The 19,768-nt window shown below is 69.6% G+C and carries 17 protein-coding genes and 1 pseudogene; 12 read left to right on the forward strand and 6 right to left on the reverse strand.

Annotated features, from left to right (window positions below; all coding sequences use genetic code 11):
- Nucleotides 1–12 precede the first annotated feature (12 nt).
- The 5 genes from kdpB (at nucleotide 13) to AB0M35_RS14800 (ending at nucleotide 9,330) form a co-directional block, all read left to right on the forward strand.
- Nucleotides 13–2,184, forward strand: coding sequence for a potassium-transporting ATPase subunit KdpB (gene kdpB / locus AB0M35_RS14780; protein WP_363745711.1), 2,172 nt, complete (start codon nucleotides 13–15; stop codon nucleotides 2,182–2,184).
- A complete protein-coding gene (locus AB0M35_RS14785; RefSeq protein ID WP_363745451.1) occupies nucleotides 2,184–3,065 on the forward strand; it encodes a potassium-transporting ATPase subunit C in 882 nt (293 codons plus the stop codon). Before kdpB ends, AB0M35_RS14785 begins: the two co-directional genes overlap by 1 nt.
- 79 nt (nucleotides 3,066–3,144) lie before the next feature.
- Nucleotides 3,145–5,700 (forward strand): DUF4118 domain-containing protein, encoded by a 2,556-nt coding sequence (locus AB0M35_RS14790; protein ID WP_363745453.1) that lies wholly within the window; start codon nucleotides 3,145–3,147, stop codon nucleotides 5,698–5,700.
- Complete coding sequence (locus AB0M35_RS14795; protein ID WP_363745455.1) at nucleotides 5,697–6,389, forward strand: response regulator; 693 nt, start codon at nucleotides 5,697–5,699, stop codon at nucleotides 6,387–6,389. The genes AB0M35_RS14790 and AB0M35_RS14795 overlap by 4 nt, the downstream gene beginning before the upstream one ends.
- A 238-nt stretch (nucleotides 6,390–6,627) precedes the next feature.
- Nucleotides 6,628–9,330, forward strand: coding sequence for a S8 family serine peptidase (locus tag AB0M35_RS14800; RefSeq protein WP_363745457.1), 2,703 nt, complete (start codon nucleotides 6,628–6,630; stop codon nucleotides 9,328–9,330).
- A 129-nt stretch (nucleotides 9,331–9,459) separates the two neighbouring features.
- Here AB0M35_RS14800 and AB0M35_RS14805 read toward each other — a convergent pair whose 3' ends face one another.
- A complete protein-coding gene (locus tag AB0M35_RS14805; protein ID WP_363745459.1) occupies nucleotides 9,460–10,125 on the reverse strand; it encodes a hypothetical protein in 666 nt (221 codons plus the stop codon).
- Nucleotides 10,126–10,167: 42 nt separating this feature from the next.
- Between AB0M35_RS14805 and AB0M35_RS14810 the strand changes: the two genes are divergently transcribed.
- A complete protein-coding gene (locus tag AB0M35_RS14810; protein WP_363745461.1) occupies nucleotides 10,168–10,905 on the forward strand; it encodes a MerR family transcriptional regulator in 738 nt (245 codons plus the stop codon).
- Between the two features lie 54 nt (nucleotides 10,906–10,959).
- The gene (locus AB0M35_RS14815) at nucleotides 10,960–11,523 is read left to right on the forward strand and encodes a nuclease (protein WP_363745463.1); all 564 of its coding nucleotides are present in this window, start codon (nucleotides 10,960–10,962) and stop codon (nucleotides 11,521–11,523) included.
- A 181-nt stretch (nucleotides 11,524–11,704) separates the two neighbouring features.
- Here AB0M35_RS14815 and AB0M35_RS14820 read toward each other — a convergent pair whose 3' ends face one another.
- Nucleotides 11,705–12,106, reverse strand: coding sequence for a VOC family protein (locus tag AB0M35_RS14820; RefSeq protein ID WP_363745465.1), 402 nt, complete (start codon nucleotides 12,104–12,106; stop codon nucleotides 11,705–11,707).
- 342 nt (nucleotides 12,107–12,448) lie between these two features.
- Here AB0M35_RS14820 and AB0M35_RS14825 point away from each other — a divergent pair, with 342 nt between their 5' ends.
- The 3 genes from AB0M35_RS14825 to AB0M35_RS14835 are packed head-to-tail and all read left to right on the forward strand — an operon-like array spanning nucleotide 12,449 to nucleotide 14,284.
- Nucleotides 12,449–13,168, forward strand: a complete 720-nt coding sequence (locus AB0M35_RS14825) for a VOC family protein (RefSeq protein WP_363745467.1) — start codon at nucleotides 12,449–12,451, stop codon at nucleotides 13,166–13,168.
- 43 nt (nucleotides 13,169–13,211) lie between these two features.
- Nucleotides 13,212–13,364: a hypothetical protein gene (locus AB0M35_RS14830; RefSeq protein WP_363745469.1), complete on the forward strand. Its 153-nt coding sequence runs from the start codon at nucleotides 13,212–13,214 to the stop codon at nucleotides 13,362–13,364.
- Complete coding sequence (locus AB0M35_RS14835) at nucleotides 13,361–14,284, forward strand: AEC family transporter (RefSeq protein ID WP_363745471.1); 924 nt, start codon at nucleotides 13,361–13,363, stop codon at nucleotides 14,282–14,284. Before AB0M35_RS14830 ends, AB0M35_RS14835 begins: the two co-directional genes overlap by 4 nt.
- 111 nt (nucleotides 14,285–14,395) lie before the next feature.
- Here the strand turns inward: AB0M35_RS14835 and AB0M35_RS14840 are convergent.
- The 3 genes and pseudogenes from AB0M35_RS14840 to AB0M35_RS14850 form a co-directional block, all read right to left on the reverse strand.
- Nucleotides 14,396–14,764, reverse strand: a pseudogene (locus AB0M35_RS14840) (SDR family NAD(P)-dependent oxidoreductase); the annotation flags it as partial.
- Nucleotides 14,765–14,808: 44 nt separating this feature from the next.
- A complete protein-coding gene (locus tag AB0M35_RS14845; protein WP_363745473.1) occupies nucleotides 14,809–14,976 on the reverse strand; it encodes a hypothetical protein in 168 nt (55 codons plus the stop codon).
- Between the two features lie 155 nt (nucleotides 14,977–15,131).
- Nucleotides 15,132–15,455 carry a hypothetical protein gene (locus AB0M35_RS14850; RefSeq protein ID WP_363745474.1) on the reverse strand — a complete coding sequence of 108 codons (324 nt, stop codon included), beginning with the start codon at nucleotides 15,453–15,455 and terminating at the stop codon, nucleotides 15,132–15,134.
- A gap of 146 nt (nucleotides 15,456–15,601) precedes the next feature.
- Here AB0M35_RS14850 and AB0M35_RS14855 point away from each other — a divergent pair, with 146 nt between their 5' ends.
- Entirely contained in the window at nucleotides 15,602–17,059 is a 1,458-nt protein-coding gene (locus AB0M35_RS14855; RefSeq protein WP_363745476.1) for an SDR family NAD(P)-dependent oxidoreductase, read from the forward strand.
- Between the two features lie 26 nt (nucleotides 17,060–17,085).
- Here AB0M35_RS14855 and AB0M35_RS14860 read toward each other — a convergent pair whose 3' ends face one another.
- Nucleotides 17,086–18,453: a serine hydrolase domain-containing protein gene (locus AB0M35_RS14860; protein ID WP_363745478.1), complete on the reverse strand. Its 1,368-nt coding sequence runs from the start codon at nucleotides 18,451–18,453 to the stop codon at nucleotides 17,086–17,088.
- A gap of 194 nt (nucleotides 18,454–18,647) precedes the next feature.
- Between AB0M35_RS14860 and AB0M35_RS14865 the strand changes: the two genes are divergently transcribed.
- Nucleotides 18,648–19,763 (forward strand): MerR family transcriptional regulator, encoded by a 1,116-nt coding sequence (locus tag AB0M35_RS14865; RefSeq protein WP_363745480.1) that lies wholly within the window; start codon nucleotides 18,648–18,650, stop codon nucleotides 19,761–19,763.
- Nucleotides 19,764–19,768 lie beyond the last annotated feature (5 nt).

Consider the following 19,768-nt stretch of genomic DNA (forward strand, 5'->3'; position numbering starts at 1 on the left):
AGAGAGCAGGACATGACCGCCGCCACGCCCCACGCCTGCACCCCTGGCTCACCGGCCACCCACGGCAACCGGGGTGGCGGACTGCTCGACCCGAGGCAACTCCTCCGTTCGCTGCCCGACGCGTTGGGCAAACTCGACCCGCGTTCGCTGTGGCGCAACCCGGTCATGCTGATCGTCGAGATCGGCGCGGCCTTCACCACCGTTCTCGCGGTGGCGCAACCGTCGGTGTTCGCCTGGGCGATCACGGTGTGGCTGTGGCTGGCCGTCGTCTTCGCCAACCTCGCCGAGGCGGTCGCCGAGGGCCGAGGCAAGGCGCAGGCCGCCGCGCTGCGTACGGCGCGGGCCGACACCGTCGCCACCCGCGTCCTCGGTTGGACCGCAGGCGCCGCCCCCGGCTCCTACCGCACCGAAAGTGTCCCGGCCCCTCAGCTCAGGCAGGGTGACGTCGTCGTGGTCGAGGCCGGCGAGACCATCCCCGGTGACGGTGACGTGGTCGACGGCATCGCCAGCGTCGACGAGTCCGCGATTACCGGTGAGTCCGCGCCGGTAATCCGGGAGTCCGGCGGCGACCGCAGCGCGGTCACCGGCGGCACGAAGGTGCTCTCCGACCGGATCATTGTCAGGATCACCCAGAAGCCGGGCGAGAGCTTCATCGATCGCATGATCGCCCTGGTGGAGGGTGCCAACCGGCAGAAGACCCCGAACGAGATCGCGCTGAACATCCTGCTCGCCGCACTCACGATCATCTTCCTGCTGGCGGTTGTCACCCTCCAGCCCCTCGCCATCTTCTCGAAGGACTTCCAGGCCGCCGCCGCGAACAGCCCGGCGATCACCGACAGCGGCGTCACCGGCATCGTGCTGGTCGCGCTGCTGGTCTGCCTCATCCCGACCACCATCGGCGCGCTGCTGTCGGCGATCGGCATCGCCGGCATGGACCGCCTGGTGCAGCGCAACGTGCTCGCCATGAGCGGGCGGGCCGTGGAGGCTGCGGGCGACGTCAACACGCTGCTGTTGGACAAGACCGGCACGATCACGCTCGGCAACCGGCAGGCCGCCGAGTTCCTTCCGGTCGAGGGCGTCACCGCCGGTCAGGTGGCTGACGCGGCCCAGTTGTCCAGCCTCGCCGACGAGACCCCGGAGGGCCGGTCGGTCGTGGTGCTCGCGAAGAACGAGTTCGGGCTGCGGGAGCGCGAGCCGGGCCTGATGCCGCACGCCACGTTCGTGCCGTTCACCGCGCAGACGCGGATGAGCGGTGTGGACCTGACAGCCGGTGACGGCGGACCGGCCCGGCGAATCCGCAAGGGCGCCGCCGCCGCAGTGATGCAGTGGGTACGCCAGCACGGCGGCCACCCCACCGGACAGGTCGGCCAGGTGGTGGACGAGATCAGCGGCATGGGCGGCACGCCCCTCGTGGTGGCCGAGCACGTCGACGGTCAGCCGGCCCGCGCCCTGGGCGTGATCCACCTCAAGGACGTGGTCAAGGCCGGTATGCGGGAACGCTTCGACGAGATGCGCCGGATGGGCATCCGCACCGTCATGATCACCGGCGACAATCCGCGTACCGCGCAGGCGATCGCCGACGAGGCCGGGGTGGACGACTTCCTCGCCGAGGCCACACCGGAGGACAAGCTCGCCCTGATCCGCAAGGAGCAGGCGGGCGGCCGACTGGTCGCGATGACCGGCGACGGCACCAACGACGCCCCCGCGCTCGCCCAGGCCGATGTGGGCGTCGCCATGAACACCGGCACCTCCGCCGCGAAGGAGGCCGGCAACATGGTCGACCTCGATTCCGACCCGACCAAGCTGATCGAGATCGTGGAGATCGGCAAACAACTGTTGATCACCCGAGGGGCGTTGACCACCTTCTCCATCGCCAACGACATCGCGAAGTACTTCGCGATCATCCCGGCGATGTTCGCCGGGCTCTACCCGAGTCTGGACGTACTCAACATCATGCGCCTGTCGGGTCCGGAGTCGGCGATCCTGTCGGCGGTCATCTTCAACGCGATAGTCATCGTCGCGCTGATCCCGCTCGCGCTGCGCGGCGTGCGCTACCGGCCCGCCGCCGCGTCGAGCCTGCTGCGCCGCAACCTGCTGGTATACGGACTCGGCGGCATTATTGTGCCGTTCCTCGGCATCAAGCTCATCGACCTGCTCATCCAGTTCGTCCCGGGGATCTCCTGATGCGCCTACCCACCTGGCTCGCCCACCATCTCGCCGCCCTGCGCGCGCTGCTGGTCTTCACCGCGCTCGCCGGAATCGCCTACCCCCTCGCCATGGTCGCCGTCGGCTGGCTCCCCGGCCTCGCCGACCGCGCCGACGGCTCGATCATCGCGGTCGACGGCCGCGCCGCCGGCAGCGCCCTGATCGGGCAGTCCTTCACCGACACGGACGGCAGGGCCGTACCGCGCTACTTCCAGTCCCGCCCGTCGGCGGCCGGTGACGGCTACGACCCCACCTCCACCGGCGCCACCAACCTCGGCCCGGAGGACGTCGTCGACGCCATCGCCACCGACCCCGACGAGACCAGGCAGAGCCTGCTCACCCAGGTCTGCGCCCGCAGCAGGGCAGTCGGCGAACTCGACGGCGTCGACGGTCGCCGGCCGTACTGCACCGCCGACGGGGTGGGGGCGGTGCTGGCCGTCTTCCGTACCGACGGGCTCACCGGCCCGGTCGTCCGGGTTGTCAGTGTCAACCAGACTGCGCCGGCCACCCCGTTCCTCCCCGCCTACGCAGGCGTGCCGGTGGAGTTGGCCCAGCCGGGGCAGGACTACCGGGCAGCGGGCGCGAACATCGTCCCCGTCCGAGGTGACGCACCCGCCGTTTCCGCCGTGCCGGCCGACGCGGTCACCGCCAGCGGCAGCGGCCTCGACCCGCACATCAGTCCGGCGTACGCGCGACTCCAGGTCCCGCGGGTGGCCCGCGAGCGCGGCGCGGACCCGGCTGCGGTCGAACGTCTCGTCGAAGAGCACACCACCGGCCGTACGCTCGGCTTCATGGGCTCGCCCGGGGTGAACGTGCTGGAACTCAACCTCGCCCTCGACGAGATGTTCCCGCCACGCTGACGCCAGCGGGCCGGGACCAAAGTGTCCCGGCCCCGGCACCCGCACCCCGGCCGCCGACCGTGTGGAGAGGACCACTGCTGTGCCGCGAGGGGAACTGCGCATCTACCTCGGTGCCGCACCGGGCGTCGGGAAGACGTACGCCATGCTCGAAGAGGCCCAGCGGCGCGCCGGGCGCGGCACCGACGTGGTGATCGCCCTGGTCGAGACCCACGGCCGTCCGCACACCGCCGCCATGATCGGTGACCTGGAGGTGATTGCTCGCCGCACCGCCACCTACCGGGGTGGCACCTTCCAGGAGATGGATCTCGACGCGGTCCTCGCCCGTCACCCCGCGGTCGCCGTCGTCGACGAGTTGGCCCACACCAACGTGTCGGGGTCGCGCCATGCGAAGCGGTGGCAGGACATCCAGGAACTGCTCGACGCCGGGATCAGCGTGCTGTCCACCGTCAACATCCAGCATCTGGAGTCCCTCAACGACGTTGTCGCCCAGATCACCGGCACGACCCAGCGCGAGACCGTGCCCGACCAGATCGTGCGCGCCGCCGCGCAGGTCGAACTGGTCGACATGACCCCAGAGGCGCTGCGGCGTCGGATGGCGCACGGCAACGTCTACCCACCGGACAAGATCGACGCGGCGCTGGGGAACTACTTCCGGGTCGGCAACCTCACCGCGCTACGGGAGTTGGCCCTGCTCTGGCTCGCCGGCACCGTCGACGAGCAACTCGACGCGTACCGCGCCCAGCAGGGCATCTCGGCCACCTGGGAGGCCCGCGAACGGGTGGTCGTCGCGCTCACCGGCGGCCCGGAGGGCGCCACGTTGATCCGCCGGGCCGCGCGCATCGCAGCCCGCAGCAAGGGTGCCGATCTGCTCGCCGTACACGTGGCCCGTAACGACGGCCTCGCCGGAGCAGACCCCGCCCACCTGGCTCGGCAGCGGGTGCTGGTCGAGAGCCTCGGCGGCACCTACCACCAGGTCCTCGGCAGTGACATCCCAGCCGCGCTGCTCGATTTCGCCCGCGGCGTCAACGCCACCCAACTCGTCATCGGCGCCAGCCGGCGGGGCCGCTTCGCCCAGGTGTTCTCCCGTGGGGTCGGGGTCACCACCACCGCACTGTCCGGGCCCATCGACGTCCACCTGGTCACCCACGCCGAGGCCGGGCGGGGTCGGCGTACGGCCGGGGTGCCGGCGGCGTTGTCCCGGCGCCGCCGGCTGCTCGGCTTCGCACTCGCCGTGCTCGGCATGCCGGTGCTGACCGCGTTGCTCAAAGCGCTGCCGGATCTCACCCTCACCAACGACATCCTGCTCTTCCTCGCCGCCGTCGTCGGCGTCGCGCTCGTCGGCGGGCTGTGGCCGGCACTGCTTGCCGCACTCGGTGGTTCCCTGCTGCTGAACTGGTTCTTCACGCCGCCCTTCGCCACGTTGACCATCGCCGAGGCCGACAACCTGCTCGCGTTGGCGGTCTTCGTCGGCGTCGCCGTCGCCGTCAGCGGAGTCGTCGACATGGCCGCCCGCCGGACCCGGGACGCGGCCCGGGCCTCCGCCGAGGCGCAGACCCTGGCCACCGTGGCCGGGAGCGTGCTACGCGGCCAGCGTCCCCTGACCGCCCTGCTGGACCGGCTCCGTGAGACGTTCACGCTGCGTGCGGTCAGCGTGCTGGAGTTGGTGGATGCTGCTGACGGCCGACCCGACCGGGCTCGCGAGGAGACCGCCTGGCGGCTGGTCGCCAGCGTCGGCGATGCGCCGGCGACCAGCCCCGGTGCGGGCGAGACCGCCGTGCCGGTGGACGACCGACTCACCGTCGTGCTCTGCGGCCGCCGGCTGGCGGCCTCCGATCGGCGCGTCGTCGAGGCCTTCGCCGCCCAGGCCGCCGTCGCGCTGCGTCAGCAACGCCTGGCCGCGCAGGCCGCCGCCGCCCGGCCGCTGGCAGAGGCGGACCGGATGCGCACCGCGCTGCTCGCCGCGGTCAGCCACGACCTGCGTACGCCGCTCGCCTCGGCCAAGGCGGCCGTGTCCAGCCTGCGCAGTCACGACGTCGAGTTCGACGCCGCCGACCGGGACGAGTTGCTCGCCACCGCCGACGAGTCCCTCGATCGGCTCGGCCGCCTCGTCGCCAACCTGCTCGACATGAGCCGCCTGCAGGCCGGGGCGCTCGGCGTACACGCCGTCGCCATCGGTGTGGAGGACGTCGTACCCCGGGCGTTGGACGAACTCGGGCCACCCGCCGCCGGTGTCCGCACCGACATCCCCGCCGACCTGCCTGCCGCGACCGCCGATCCCGGCCTGCTGGAACGGGTCCTGGTCAACATCGTCGCCAACGCCCTGCGACACAGTCCACCGCAACGGCCGCCACTGGTCACCGCCAGCGCCCACGCCGGCCAGGTCGAGCTGCGGATCATCGATCACGGCCCCGGCATCCCCGCCGACCAGTGGGAACACGTCTTCCAACCGTTCCAGCGCCTCGGCGACCGGGACAACACCGCGGGAGTCGGTCTCGGCCTCGCCCTGTCCCGCGGCCTTGCCGAAGCCATGGGCGGCAGCATCACTCCCGAGACCACCCCGGGTGGTGGACTGACCATGGTGCTGCGGCTGCCCGCCGCCGCATCCGTGACCGCCATGGAGGGACCGCCGGCATGAACCGGATTCTCGTCGTCGACGACGAACCGCAGATCCTGCGCGCCCTCGGCATCAACCTGCGCGCCCGTGGCTACGACGTGCAGGTCGCCGCCACCGGCACCGACGCTCTCAAGGCCGCTGCCCGGCATCCGCCCGACCTGGTCGTACTCGACCTCGGCCTACCCGACCTCGACGGCGTCGACGTCATCCGAGGGCTGCGCGGCTGGACCGGCGTACCGATCATCGTGCTTTCCGGCCGGGCCGGCAGCGACGACAAGGTCACCGCGCTTGATGCCGGTGCCGACGACTACGTGACCAAGCCGTTCGGCGTCGACGAGTTGCTCGCCCGCATCCGCGCCGTCACCCGCCGCCACACCACCTCCGACACCGCCGACGGTCGGGCGGGCAGCCAGGCACGCGTGGGGCGGCACACGGTCGACCTCGCCGAACGGATCGTGACCCGCGACGACGGCGCCGAGGTCCGGCTCACCCCCACCCAGTGGGGTGTCCTCGAACGACTGCTGCGCCACCCCGGCAAGCTGATCACCCAACGTCAACTGCTGCACGACGTGTGGGGACCGGAGTACCAGAACGAGACCGGCTACCTACGCCAGTACATGGCCCAACTTCGCCGCAAGCTGGAAACCGACCCCGCCCGACCACGACACCTCATCACCGAACCCGGCATGGGCTACCGCTACCGTCCCTGACCGGCCACCCTCGTCGGTTCCACCCACAGAATCTTTTGTTGACAGCGAAACAATCATGAAGGATTGTGATATCGACGTAGGTCGCTTCACCTCGGGCTGAGCCACAGTCGGCCGAAGGGTCACCCCCTCTCACACCAGGCCCGCCGACCAACGTCTCCGGTGGTCGTTCGCGGACGAGCGCCGGGCGCTCCCCACGCGACCGGCTCTGGGCGCGTGGCCCTCGTCAGGGGAGGTAGACATGACACCGGCTAGACAACGCAGGCGCTCCCTGCTCCGCTCCGGCACCGTGGCCGCAGCGATCGTGCTGGCCCTCACCGCGGCCGCCGCGCCTGCGGTGACAGCCCCGGCCGAGGGGCAGATCCTCGCCGCCGGCGGCCCGAGCGCCGTGACCGACTCCTACATCGTCGTGTTGCGGGACACCGCCGTCGGGGCCCAGGCCGTGGACACCACCGCCCGTAACCTGGCCACACGGCAGGGTGGCAACGTCGGGCTGGTCTACCGGCACGCCCTGCGGGGCTTCGAGGCCCGACTCTCCGAACGCGGTGCCCGCCGGCTCGCCGCCAACCCGGCGGTGGCCTCGGTGACACAGAACCACACGGTGTCCGTGTCGGACGTGCAGAGCCCCACCCCGTCCTGGGGTCTGGACCGGATCGACCAGCGTGCGTTGCCGCTGGACAACTCGTTCACCTACCCCCGGGTCACACCGGCCGTGCGGGCGTACGTCATCGACTCCGGCATCAATGTGGCGCACACCGATTTCGGTGGGCGGGCCGTGTCCGGCTGGGACTTCATGGAGGGGGACGCCGACGCCAACGACTGCCACGGCCACGGCACCCACGTGGCCGGCACGCTCGGCGGCTCCACCTACGGGGTGGCCAAGGACGTGCAACTGGTGGGCGTACGCGTGTTCAACTGCAGCGGCCGGGGCACCACCGCGCAGGTGATCGCCGGGGTCGACTGGGTGACCGGCGACCACGACCCCGGGGAACTCGCGGTGGCGAACATGAGCCTCGGCGGCCCGGCGTACCAACCCATGGTCGAGGCCGTGCAACGGTCGATCGCCGACGGCGTCACCTACGCGGTGTCGGCGGGCAACGAGAACGGCACCGACGCGTGCACGACCACCCCGGCCTCCGTCCCCGAGGCGATCACCGTGGCCGCCACCGGCCCGAACGACGCCCGCGCGGCGTTCTCCAACATCGGTCCGTGTGTCGACCTGTTCGCACCCGGCGTCGACATCACCTCGGCCTACATCGACAGCAACACCTCCACCCGCACGGCCTCCGGAACCTCGATGGCCGCCCCGCACGTCGCCGGGGCCGCCGCGCTCATCCTCGCCAACAACCCCACCTACACCCCGGCGCAGGTGACCCAGGCACTGTTGGACAACGCCACCCCCGGCGTGGTGACCGACCCGGGCATCGGCTCACCGAACCGGCTGCTCCACGTCAACTCCACCGTGCCGGCCAACGACTTCACCCTGACCGCCACCCCGGCCAGCGGCACCGTCACGCCCGGTGGCACCGTCTCGACCACGATCACCGGCACCGTCACCCGGGGCGCCGCCCAGCCGGTCTCCCTGACGGTCAGCGGCCTGCCCGAGGGGGTGACGGCCACCTTCCAGCCGGCCAGCATCTCCTCGAACGCAAGCACCACACTCACGATCAGCACCGCGCCGACGATGCTGGCCGGCAGCTACACCATCTCGGTGATCGGCACCGGAACCAGCGCGATCCGGCCGGTGGCGTACCAGTTGCGCATCAACAACCCGCCCGGCTGCGTCGCCTCGGACGGCACCGACCGGGTGATCAGCGAGGGCCAGAACCTGTACGCCCCCATCACCATCACCGACTGCGCCGGTCGCGCCGCCCGCAACAGCACGATCGAGCTGCACATCGGTCACGCCAACATCAGCGAACTCGACGTACGGCTGATCTCGCCCGCCGGCAACTGGTACTACCTGTTGGATCACACCGGCGGAGGCAGCAAGCGCGTCGACTACACGTTCACCAACGACCTGTCGTCGGAGTCGGCGAATGGCACCTGGCAGCTCTACGTCAGTGACAACCTGTACCAGGGCACCGGGTTCCTCGACTCGTGGACACTCAACCTGGCGGGCGTCGACCTTCCGCCGCCGGCCTGCGGCGGTATCGCCACCGCCGACGTACGGATCCCGGAGAACGGCACGATCGAATCGCCGATCAGCGTGGCCGGCTGCGGCCGGGCGCCGTCGACCACCAGCTACGTCGAAACCAACATCAGTCACCAGTACAACCGGGACCTGCGGCTCTCCCTCATCGCGCCGGACGGACAGGCCTTCCTGCTCAAGGAGAGTCTTGTCGGGTCGTATCGGGCAAACTCCCGCGAAGCCTTCATCCTCGATCTGTCGAGCAAGCCGACACCCGGCACCTGGAAGCTACGGGTCCAGAACGTCGCCTCGTACGCAGGCATGCTTGAAGGCTGGAAGCTGACGCTCGACGGCGGTCCGCCGCCCACCACCCCGCCGCCCACCACGCCTCCCCCGACCACCCCACCGCCGACCACGCCTCCCCCCACCACCCCACCGCCCACCACCCCACCGCCCACCACCCCACCCCCGACCACCCCACCGCCCACGACGCCGCCGCCCACCACCCCACCGCCTGGTGGGTCCTGCACCGCGGTCTACACCATCCAGGACCAGTGGAACGGCGGCTTCGTCGCCAACGTGACCGTCACCGCGGGAACCACCGCGCTCAACGGCTGGCGAGTCACCCTCAACCTGCCGAGCGGCGCGTCGGTGGTCAACGTCTGGAACGGCGTCCGCAGCGGTACGAGCGGCACCGTCACCGTCACGAACGAGCAGTACAACGGACGACTGGCCGCGGGTCAGAGCACCAGTTTCGGATTCCAGGGCGCCGGTAACGGCAGCGGAACCACCGCCACCTGCACCGCAAGCTGAATCCCAGAGATGCTGAGCCATCCTCGTCCTGCGCACCGACGGGTCTGCCCGAGCGCAGGACGAGGATGGCCTCGGCGCACCGATCCAGATTCCGCCGGGTAGTCAGTAGAGTTCCCTCGGCGAACGACATCACCACTGCCGCACGAGCCGCCAACCCAAAAAGCCGTACCAGATCATGACGGGTACCTGGAGGGCGTAGCCGAGTTGTTCCAGTGTCGGTGACATGCCGTTGGTCCCGGTGGTCCATGGCACTGCGACGGCGGCGAGGCCAGCCAGGGCAGCGAGCCCTCCGGCGAGGCGAAGCCGGTCCGGCAGATCGGCGCCGATCGTCATGACCACGGTGGCGGCGGCCCACAGCAGCCCGGCGAGGTTGACCGCCCACTTGGCGGTGAGCATCATCGCGCCGGCCACGTCGGCGACAGTCTCCGCCGGCTTCGCGGCGAGCTGGGTCACCGCGAGGTTGCCGGCGTCGTGGAGCAGGCCCGCCAGCCCCGCGGCGGCCAACAGCCCACCCGCGAGTACGGCAAGGTGCGGCCGGAACATCGCGTCGGGGTTGCCGGCCAGCAGCAGTCCGGCTGCGGTCAACGCCAGCCAGCCGAACACGTCGAACGCGAGTTCGGTCAGATGCAGCCCGACATGGTCGTGCACGGCGGTCAATGTGGTGGTCGGATCGGCCGGATTCAGAGTCAGCCCCGATGGCACCACCACCGCCGCTGCGGTCAGGATCGCCACCACCGCGATCAGTAGCAGGACGCCCGCGAGCCGGGCACCCGGGTCCTTGTCAGCCAGTGTCATGGTGGGCGACGGTAGAACTCTGCCCCAGGGAGAAGGTCAAGCATGTGGCGAATCGGGGAACTCGCCCGGATGACCGGCGCAACCGAACGTGCGCTGCGCCATTACGACAAAAACGGACTCCTGGTGCCAACGGCCATTGACCGTACGTCCGGCTACCGCTGGTACGGTGTCGCGGCGCTGTCCCGACTGGAACGAATCCGCGGCCTCCAACGCCTCGGCCTGTCGCTGCGCGACATAGCCGACCTGATCGATGCGCCCGACGCGCACGTGCGCCAGGCAGTGCGCGAAACAGTGGCAGACATCCGCCGACACATCACGGCCCTGGACCAGACAGCCGACCGCGCCGAGGACTACCTCGCCACACCCGCGCCGATCCTGCCCCAACAGGCCACCGTCGGCGCCCGCCACCTGCGCGTACGCCACCTGACCGTCGCGCACCCCAGCGAACTCGCTGCCGTCTGCGCCGCCCAACCCACCACCACGCTGTTGACCTGGCTACGGGCGCTCCCCCACGGCGACTTCGCTGCCGCCGTCGACACCGGACGCACCGGCAAGCCGCTCACGCTGCCGGCCCGCATGGTGGTACGCGCCGTCATCCCACCCGCGACCGGCATCATCGACGCCGGGCAGCACCTCTTCGACTGGCTTCACCGTCGCCACCTGACCATCACCGGCCCCACCGTCGAGGACCACCTCAGCGACGCCGACGGCGACCATGTCACAGTGCTGGAGGTACCCGTTGACACCACCCGACCGACCGACACCCCGCTGGCCGCATAAAAGCCCCGCTCAGGACACCGACAAGGTTCTGGAACCAACTCGAGAGGTATTCCTATGCCCGATACATCGGAACCCGTCACGTACCTCATCGTGGACGGGGAGAACATCGATGCCACTCTCGGTAACAGTGTTCTGGAGCGCCGTCCGGCCCCTGCGGAGCGACCCCGGTGGGAGCGTCTGCGGGAGTTCGCGCGGGAGACGTGGCGGCAGCCGGTGAAGGGACTGTTCTTCCTCAACGCCTCGGGTGGCGGTCTGCCGATGCCCTTCGTCCGGGCCCTGCTGAGCATGGATTATCGGCCCATCCCGCTCGCTGGATCGTCGGATCAGAAGGTGGTGGACATCGGCATCCAGCGGACGTTGCAGGCTATCGCCCGACGCTCGGGCAATGTGATGCTCGCCAGCCACGACGGCGACTTCCTGCCGCAGCTCGGCGAGCTCCTGGACGGTGATCGTCAGGTCGCGGTCGTCGGGTTCAAGGAGTTCCTCAACGCCGGCTTCGCCGAGCTGCCGGGCCTGCAGGTGTTCGACATCGAGGAGGACGCGGACTGCTTCACCAATGTGCTTCCTCGGGTTCGCATCATCGACCTCGAAAGCTTCGACCCTGAGCGCTTCTTGTAGGCCGAGCAGCATCCGCAGACGGCCGCAAGGGCTCTTGTCGCCGCGCCCACCCTGGCTCAGCACTGATCAGAGACACAGATCGGGTGCCTCCGGCACCTTCGCCAGCGCCAATTGTTTTGTTGCATCGCGCACTCAGCGACCAAGGTGTGATCGCCTTTGATGGCCCTGGAGCCATCCGTGGCTATGAAGGTTTGGTGTAGGTGATCAGTTCCAGCAGGGAACCGTCCGGGTCCCGGAAGTAGACACTCACGCCTCGACCACGCCCACCGCTGCGGGACACCGGCCCTGCCTCTATCGCGATGCGATGGCGTCGAAGATGAGCAATCGCATCATCTGCGGTGCCGGGCCAAACGAAGCACAAATCGCTGCCACCGGGTGCAACCGGCGAGTGCGCCACCAGCTTTCCGATATCCAGGCCTGGTCCATGGACGTTGAGTTGTTGATCGTCAAACCGATAGGCGACGTGACCGTCGGGGTGGGAAACCACTTCGGCTCCCAGCACGCCTCCATAAAAGATCGCCGAGCGTTCCCAGTTGCTCACCGCGATCACGCAGTGATCGAGCTTGACGTTCGCGTTAGCCACGCCCGGACCCTACCGCCGCCGCGGGAAGTGGGCGCAGGATCCGCGACTCGGCACGCCGGAGCGTCTCGGCACCAGGCAGCCATTTCACGTTTCCGTAGCACCTTGTCGGCGACAGATCCGGTCGTCCAGCGTACGGCTCTCGCTGCGGCCGGCGCCGGACACCAGGTGCGGCCAGATCCGGGCGCCTGATCTTGGCGAGCTGCATGGCAGGCAGGAGGGCGCTGTCGATGGACAACGCCGCAGTGCTGATCTGCTCTGGGTCATCAGCCGATCGGACGCCCGAAGGCGATGATCGGCTATTTCCATGTGCGACGGACACCCTGCGACGTCTAGGAAGGAGGCATGACCAACGAGCGGACCGTTCCCCTGCTGCCGTGTGCATCCATTGACGACATCGAAACCTTCTACGGAGTCCTCGGTTTCCGCACCACGTACAAGCAGCGCAAGCCCCACGCGTGTGTGGGGGTGCAGCGCGAAGACCTGCATCTGCAGTTCTTCGAGATCGCCGGATTTGACCCGGAGCAGTCCTACGGCTCCTGTCTGGTGCTCACCGCGGACATCGAGGGACTGCACCGGGCATTCGCAGCCGGCATGCGCGCCGCGTACGGCAAGGTACTGGTGTCGGGAACGCCGAGGATGACCCGGCCGAGGGCGCGGAAGAACGCGGACGGGTTGGGCGGGTTCAGCGTCATCGACCCGGGCGGCAACTGGATCCGCGTCTTTCGGGACGCCGCCACCGCGCCCATGCCGGCCACCACGCCTGCCGGGCGGCTGGCCAAGGCCCTGGCGAATGCTGTCGTGCAGGCCGATTCCAGGGGAAACGCGGGACAGGCCGTGCGGATCCTCGATAGCGCACTGGCCCGCCCGCAAGCCGACGACGACCCGGTCGAGCAGGTAGAGGTCCTCGTCTACCGCGCCGAACTCGCGATGGTGCTGCACGATCCAAAGACCGCGGCCGAGATGCTGGCCCGCGCCCAGTCCATCACGCTCACGGAAGACGAATCCGAACGGGCGGCACCCGCGTTCGACAACGCCGCCGAACTCGCAGCAGCACTGCGATGACTCACCACACGAACGCCTCCCTCTGAAGACCGGCGAAAGCGCGGTGGAGTGTCACGGAACCGAGCTCACCCTGCGGCAGGTCGATGACATCCCCGCCCTGATGGAGATCGTCGCGGGGTTTCTCGACTCGTACGCCCCGGACGCCCGCCAGTCCCTGAGCCGACGCGACGCCCGCCCGCCGGTGACGCCTGCATGAGCTTGGTGTCGGCGTTCGTACCGATCTGGATCCTTACCGCAGTCGGCTACGCGGCCTGTCGTTGGGGGCTGCTGGGCGAGGCGGCGGCGTCGGTGCTCGGCCGGTTCGTGTTCCATCTTGCGATGCCGTCCGCCCTGTTCCTAGCCCTGTCCCGAATGCCACTTTCCGGGTTCGCCGGCCGCTCGCTGCTCGCCTTCGGGGTGAGCACTGCCGCGGTCGTCGGGTTCGGATGGGTCGGCGCGAGCCGGCTGTTCGGTCGCGAGCCCGGAGAACGGCCGATCTGGGGCATGGCCGCCGGGTACGTCAACTCGGCGAACCTCGGCATCCCGATCGCAACGCAGGTTCTCGGCAGCGTGTCCTTCCTGGCGGAGGTGGTGCTGCTGCAGGTGCTGGTGGTGACGCCTGTGGTCCTGGTCGCCCTGGACCGGCACAGCGACCCGGCCGGGCGGGTACGGGTCCGCCGGATCGCCTCCCTGCCGGTACGCAATCCGGTGATCCTGGCGTCACTGCTCGGTGTCGCGTGCTCGGCTGCCGGCCTGCATCTGCCGTCGGCGGCCGGCGCGTCACTCACCCTGCTGTCGGGTGCCGCGGTTCCGGCGGCCCTGGTCGCGCTCGGCGCGTCGCTGCACCGCACGGCGCCGTCGCGGGCAGAGCCGGCCGGACCGGCCGAACTGGCCGTGATCACCGCGCTGAAGCTCGTCGCACAGCCGGTCATCGCGTACGCGGCCGGGCTGGCCTTGCAGCTGTCCACGCCGCAGTTGCTCGCCGTGGTGGTGTGCGCTGGCCTGCCGACAGCGCAGAACACGTTCATCTTCGGCCAGGAGTACGGCGTCGGCGAAGCGGTGGCCAACCAGGCGGTGGTGGTGACCACGACGCTGTCCCTGGCCACCCTGGCCGCGACGGCGGCGCTGCTCGGGTAGACCCGTCAGCTGACTCGTCCAGCAATCCTGGTGAGTGCTCCGGGTCGTAGGCGCGCGTTGACCTGCGCCGAGTAGCCTCGGCCAACCCAGGCTGCTTGGCACGGCGGGCGTTCACGCGGGTGGACTCCGTACTTGCTCGAAGTGGAACTCGCGGATGAAGCAGTCTCGTGGTTGACCGACCGCGAAGAGCACGCAGTCGATGACCGACCGCGCAGTGAGGTCACTGTCCGCCTGCTGCGGCCCGTCCTGGACGAAGTCCGGTGGAAACAGGGAAATCACTCGGATCCCTTCTGGCCGGAGCCGGTGCGACAGGATCTCAGCGAGCCCGGCGTGGGCGTGCTTGACCGCGTAGAACGCGGGATGTGCGCCCGAACGGCGGTGCCCCACCTCACCGCAAGCGGAGATCATGTTGACGACGTCGGGCCGCGACGATGCGCGTAGCAGCGGCAACAGATGCTTGGTCAGCAGTACGGTGCCGGTCCCGCCCGCTCGCGCCAGCGATGCTCGGATACGGACGGTGATGGTCACACCGGCTGCCCATGCGCTCGAAGCCGTCGCAGCGGCTTTGCCGACTCCGGCATCTCCGCAAAACCCGCCAGGGCCCGGCCGGCATCCGCCCGGTCCTGGTAGGCGCCGCTGCCGGCCAGCCTCAGCAGCGCCACAACCACGGCACGTCGAGCTTCCACGTCCATACCCGTCATCATCGAGGACGTCCGTTCGCGTTCCCGCCCCGACTCCGACCTACCAACCGCACGGAACCGACTATCGATGTCCGATGGCGAGCACCAGCGGCAGATCAGGATGCCCGGCTCCGCGCTGCCCTGTCGTTCCCCCTTTGAAAGAGGGCTCAGGCGACCGGAAGGTCGATCCGTCGTCCGGTTCCGGCCGGAGCCCCGTCATCGGTGACCATGGCGAACGCGCCGGTCGGCACGCCGTCGAGAGTTGCCACCCGTGATGCGGCGGTCAGCAGGCTGGCCTCGGTCGCTCCGGTGATGAAGAAGACGTACGCGTCGTCAAGTTGCTCGCCGTCGTCGTACACCTCGATCGTGCCTTCGTCCTCCACCTCGACCAGGAAGTCCTCGACCTGGTCGATCCAGGGGAACGCATAGGCGCCCGGGTCAAGACCCGGAGTTGGTACCAACGGAACGTGGATCTCGACGATGCTGGCCATGCCAACATGATCTCCCAGGCGGAGGTGGGCGGCTCGAAGCGTGGCTGCCGGCATGCGTCGAAGGCCAAACGTTGCGTACAGTTCCTGGTCGGACTTGGGGTGGGTCGGCTAGTTCCGGCGCAGGAACGGGATGAGACAGCGGCAGCATGACGGCAGACAACATGACAGAAAACGGTCACCACGGTATCGACCGCAGCCAGTTGGAGACCTGTCTCAGCGTCTTTGAGGCGTTGGAGGATCTGCCTCCCGATCACCCCCACGTGGTGCGGGTGCAACGAGCCACCGCGAAGCTCTACAAAATGATCAAGCAACGGCGCCGTTCGGAACGGCGGGACGCCATCCTCGCGGCCGACCAGGCGGTGACGGCCGCCACTGCCACCGGCGCTCCGGGCCGGATCGACGACGAGACGCAGGGCATCCCGCTCGCCTCCCCCACCAACGGCGCCACAGCCGGTGTGCTGCACAATCCGCGTGGCTGCTACATCTGCAAGCAGCGCTACCGCGAGGTGGACGCCTTCTATCACCAACTCTGCCCGCCCTGCGCCGCGTTCAACCGGGAGCGCCGCGACGCGCGTACCGATCTGACCGGCCGGCGTGCGCTGCTGACCGGCGGCCGGGCGAAGATCGGCATGTACATCGCATTGCGGCTGCTCCGCGACGGCGCGCACACCACGGTGACCACGCGGTTTCCGCACGACGCGGTCCGCCGCTTCGCCGCCATGCCCGACAGCGCCGATTGGCTGCACCGCCTCCGGGTCGTCGGGATCGACCTGCGCGACCCGGCGCAGGTGATCGCCCTCGCTGACTCGGTCAGTGACCAGGGGCCACTCGACATTCTGATCAACAACGCGGCGCAGACCGTCCGCCGCACTCCAGAGGCGTACGCGCACCTCGTCGCCGCGGAGGCGGCCGCCCTACCGGACGGCCCGCTGCCGGAGATGATCACGTTCGCCAAACCGGCCGGTCACAGCGGACCGACAGGCGGTCTGACCGCCGGTCCGCAGGCGGCGATCACCCCGCAGGCGCTCACCGCGCTCGCGCTGACCAGCGGCTCCGCGTCACCGGAACGGATCGCGGCAGCCACCGCCATCGACGCCGGCGGTCTGGTGCCGGACCTCGGGGCCGTCAACAGTTGGGTGCAGCGGGTACACGAGGTGGACCCGGTCGAACTGCTCGAAGTGCAGCTGTGCAACGTGACCGCGCCATTCGTGCTGGTCAGCCGGCTGCGACCGGCAATGGCGGCGGCGACCGCGCGCCGCAAGTACGTGGTGAACGTGTCGGCGATGGAGGGCCAGTTCGCCCGCGGCTACAAGGGGCCGGGACACCCACACACCAACATGGCCAAGGCTGCGTTGAACATGCTGACCCGCACCAGCGCCCAGGAGATGCTGACCGACGGCATCCTCATGACCAGCGTCGATACCGGCTGGATCACCGACGAACGGCCCCACCCGACGAAGATGCGGCTCGCGGACGCCGGCTTCCACGCCCCGCTGGACCTGGTCGACGGTGCGGCCCGCGTCTACGACCCGATCGTCCGGGGCGAACAGGGCGAAGACCTGTACGGCTGTTTCCTCAAGGACTACGCACCAAGCCCTTGGTGATCGGCCCGGGGCCTGTGCTTCGTGGGTCAGCCGGCCTGCCAGCCTGCCGGGTCGACGCCGCCCGGCACTGGCGTCGCGGGATCGTAGGGCTGTCGGGTGAAGACGAAGGTGCCCAGGTCGAGGTGACTGACGGTGCCGCTCGCATCGCGTTGCACCCGCAGCCGTTCGCCAGCGAAGTAGCCGTTGATCCCCTCCCAGCCGCCGTCGCCGGTGGGGCGCAGCCGGGTGCCGTTCCCGCCGGACAACGGGGTCAACTCCATGAAGCCGTCAGCCTGTGGGCGTAGCAGGTAAGGGGCTGGTCCCCAGTACCACGGCCCGGCGAGATCCAGTAGCTGTGGGTCGATCGAGGGCAGCGGACGCCACGGGGCCGGGATCCGCGGCTCCCGCTCGGCAACCGTCTGCAGCAGGTCAGCGGCGAGACTACCGGCGGACAGGCCGGCGGTCACGTTACCCATCACGACCGCGCCCAGAGCGTCATCGGGGCTGACCCACACAGCCGCGACGAAGCCCGGCATCGAGCCGGTGTGCCCGGCCAGCAGCCGGCCGTCGCGGCGCAGCAGCTGCATGCCGAGCCCGTAGCCGATGTGCCAGTCCGTCGCCTCCGGTGGGCTCGTCAGGTTACGCATCTGCGCGACGGTGTCCGGATGCAGCACTCGGTCGTCGCCGTCGATGAGGAACGCGGCGAACCTGGCCAGATCCGTTGCGGTCGACCACAGCTGCCCGGCAGGTGCCATCAGGCCGGTGTCCACGGCGGGCTCCGCCAGGAGCACATCGGCCCAGGGGTGCACCGCCCAGCCCGTGGCGTGTGGCGCGGCCGGCAGCAGAGTGGTACGGGTCATCGCGAGCGGCTCCAGCACCTCACGCCGCAGCACCTCGTCCCACGCCTGGCCACGAACCCGCTGCACCAGCGCGCCGAGCAGCGCGTAGCCGGGATTGGAGTAGTGGTGGCGCTGTCCGGCCGGATGGACCAGCGGATCGCTGCCCAGGACGTCGGCCAGGTCGGGTCGCAGCGCGCCCGGGGTTCGTTCCCACCATGGGCCGGGCGCATCAGCGATCAGCCCGGCGGTGTGCGCCAGCAGGGCACCGATCGTGGCCTCACCCGCCGACGTGCCGGGCAGATGCTCATCCAGCGGATCGGTAAGCGCGAGTCGCCCCTCGTCGCGCAGGCGAAGCACCAGCACCGCCAGGAACGTCTTGGTGATCGAGCCGATCCGGTACTGGATACCGCCGTCGGGCACCCTGCCGTCCACCGCACCCCACCCGTCCTCCCAGACAGGACGGCCATCACGCACCACGGCAGCGACGACCGACGGTGCCCGACCCGCTACCTGCCCAACGGCCAACCGATGGACCAGCGCACGTCGAGTCTCAGGCAGCAACGGCATCGATGACATGCGGGCAAACCTACCGGCCGGCCCGTAACAATTTCGGCGTGCACGGCCTGCGCCGACCGGCCGAGTGGCCCATCGGGAGTCGTGAGGACACGCACCGTGCAGTTGATTGAGGAGCGAGCCGTCGGGGACAGTCGTCCGACCACCGAGTCGTAATGCTTGCCCCTCACGTGACGTGATGGCAGATAGTCGGTGGCGTGGAGGAGCACCTGACCGTGGGACGTGTGGCCGGGCTGACCGGCGTGAGCGTCCGTACGTTGCATCACTATGACGAGATTGGCCTCCTGCAGCCATCCGCGCGAACGGCCGCAGGTTACCGGGCCTACTCCGCGAGCGACGTGGAGCGACTGCGGGAAGTACTCGCATACCGGCGGCTGGGTTTCGGATTGCGCGAGATCACGGATCTGGTGGACGACCCGACCACCGACACGGTCGCCCATCTGCACCGGCTGCGCGGCCTGCTGCTGGAGCAGCGCGACCGCGCTGCTGCCATGGTGACGGCCATAGACAGGGAACTGGAGACGCGGGCAATGGGAATCAGGCCGACGCCAGAGGAACAACTGAAAGTATTCGGCGCCCAGTTGTACGAATCCATCGGCTCCGCCTACCCAGCGACGCGGCGCACCGAGCCGCGAATCGCAGCGAGGATCTGGGATGCCCTCGGCGAGGCTCGTACGGTTCTGAACGTCGGGGCAGGCACCGGCTCCTACGAACCTTCCGACCGCGAAGTCACGGCGGTGGAACCGTCGGCGGTCATGCGTGCACAACGTCCGGCGGGCGCGGCGCCTTGCGTAGCCGCCGCTGCGGAGAGCCTGCCGTTCGAAGACCAGTCATTCGACGCCGCAATGGCCTTCAGCACGATTCATCACTGGCACGACCCGATCGCCGGGCTGCGCGAGATGCGGCGCGTGGCCCGCCGCGTGGTGGTGTTCACACACGACGCCAGCGACACCGGCTGGCGTCACCGGTTCTGGCTCACCCGCGATTACCTGCCCGAGGTCGGCGGCCTGGTAGCCGGCCGCCCCTCGGTGGACCAACTTGCCCACGCGATCGGGGCTCGCATGGAGCCGGTGCTCATCCCGTGGGACTGCACTGACGGCTTCTTCGAGGCATACTGGCGCCGGCCCGAGGCGTACCTGGAGGAACATGTGCGCCGCGCGGTGTCGGTCTGGACCAGAGTCGGGCCAAAGGCGGAGCAGCGGGCAGTAAGCACACTCCACGAAGACCTTTCCTCAGGCCGGTGGGCCGAGCGTAACCGCGAACTCGCTGCCCTCGACGCGGCAGAACTCGGCCTCCGTCTCCTCGTAGCCTGAAGGCG

It is taken from the genome of Micromonospora sp. NPDC051196 (assembly GCF_040682415.1).
Lineage (GTDB): Bacteria > Actinomycetota > Actinomycetes > Mycobacteriales > Micromonosporaceae > Micromonospora.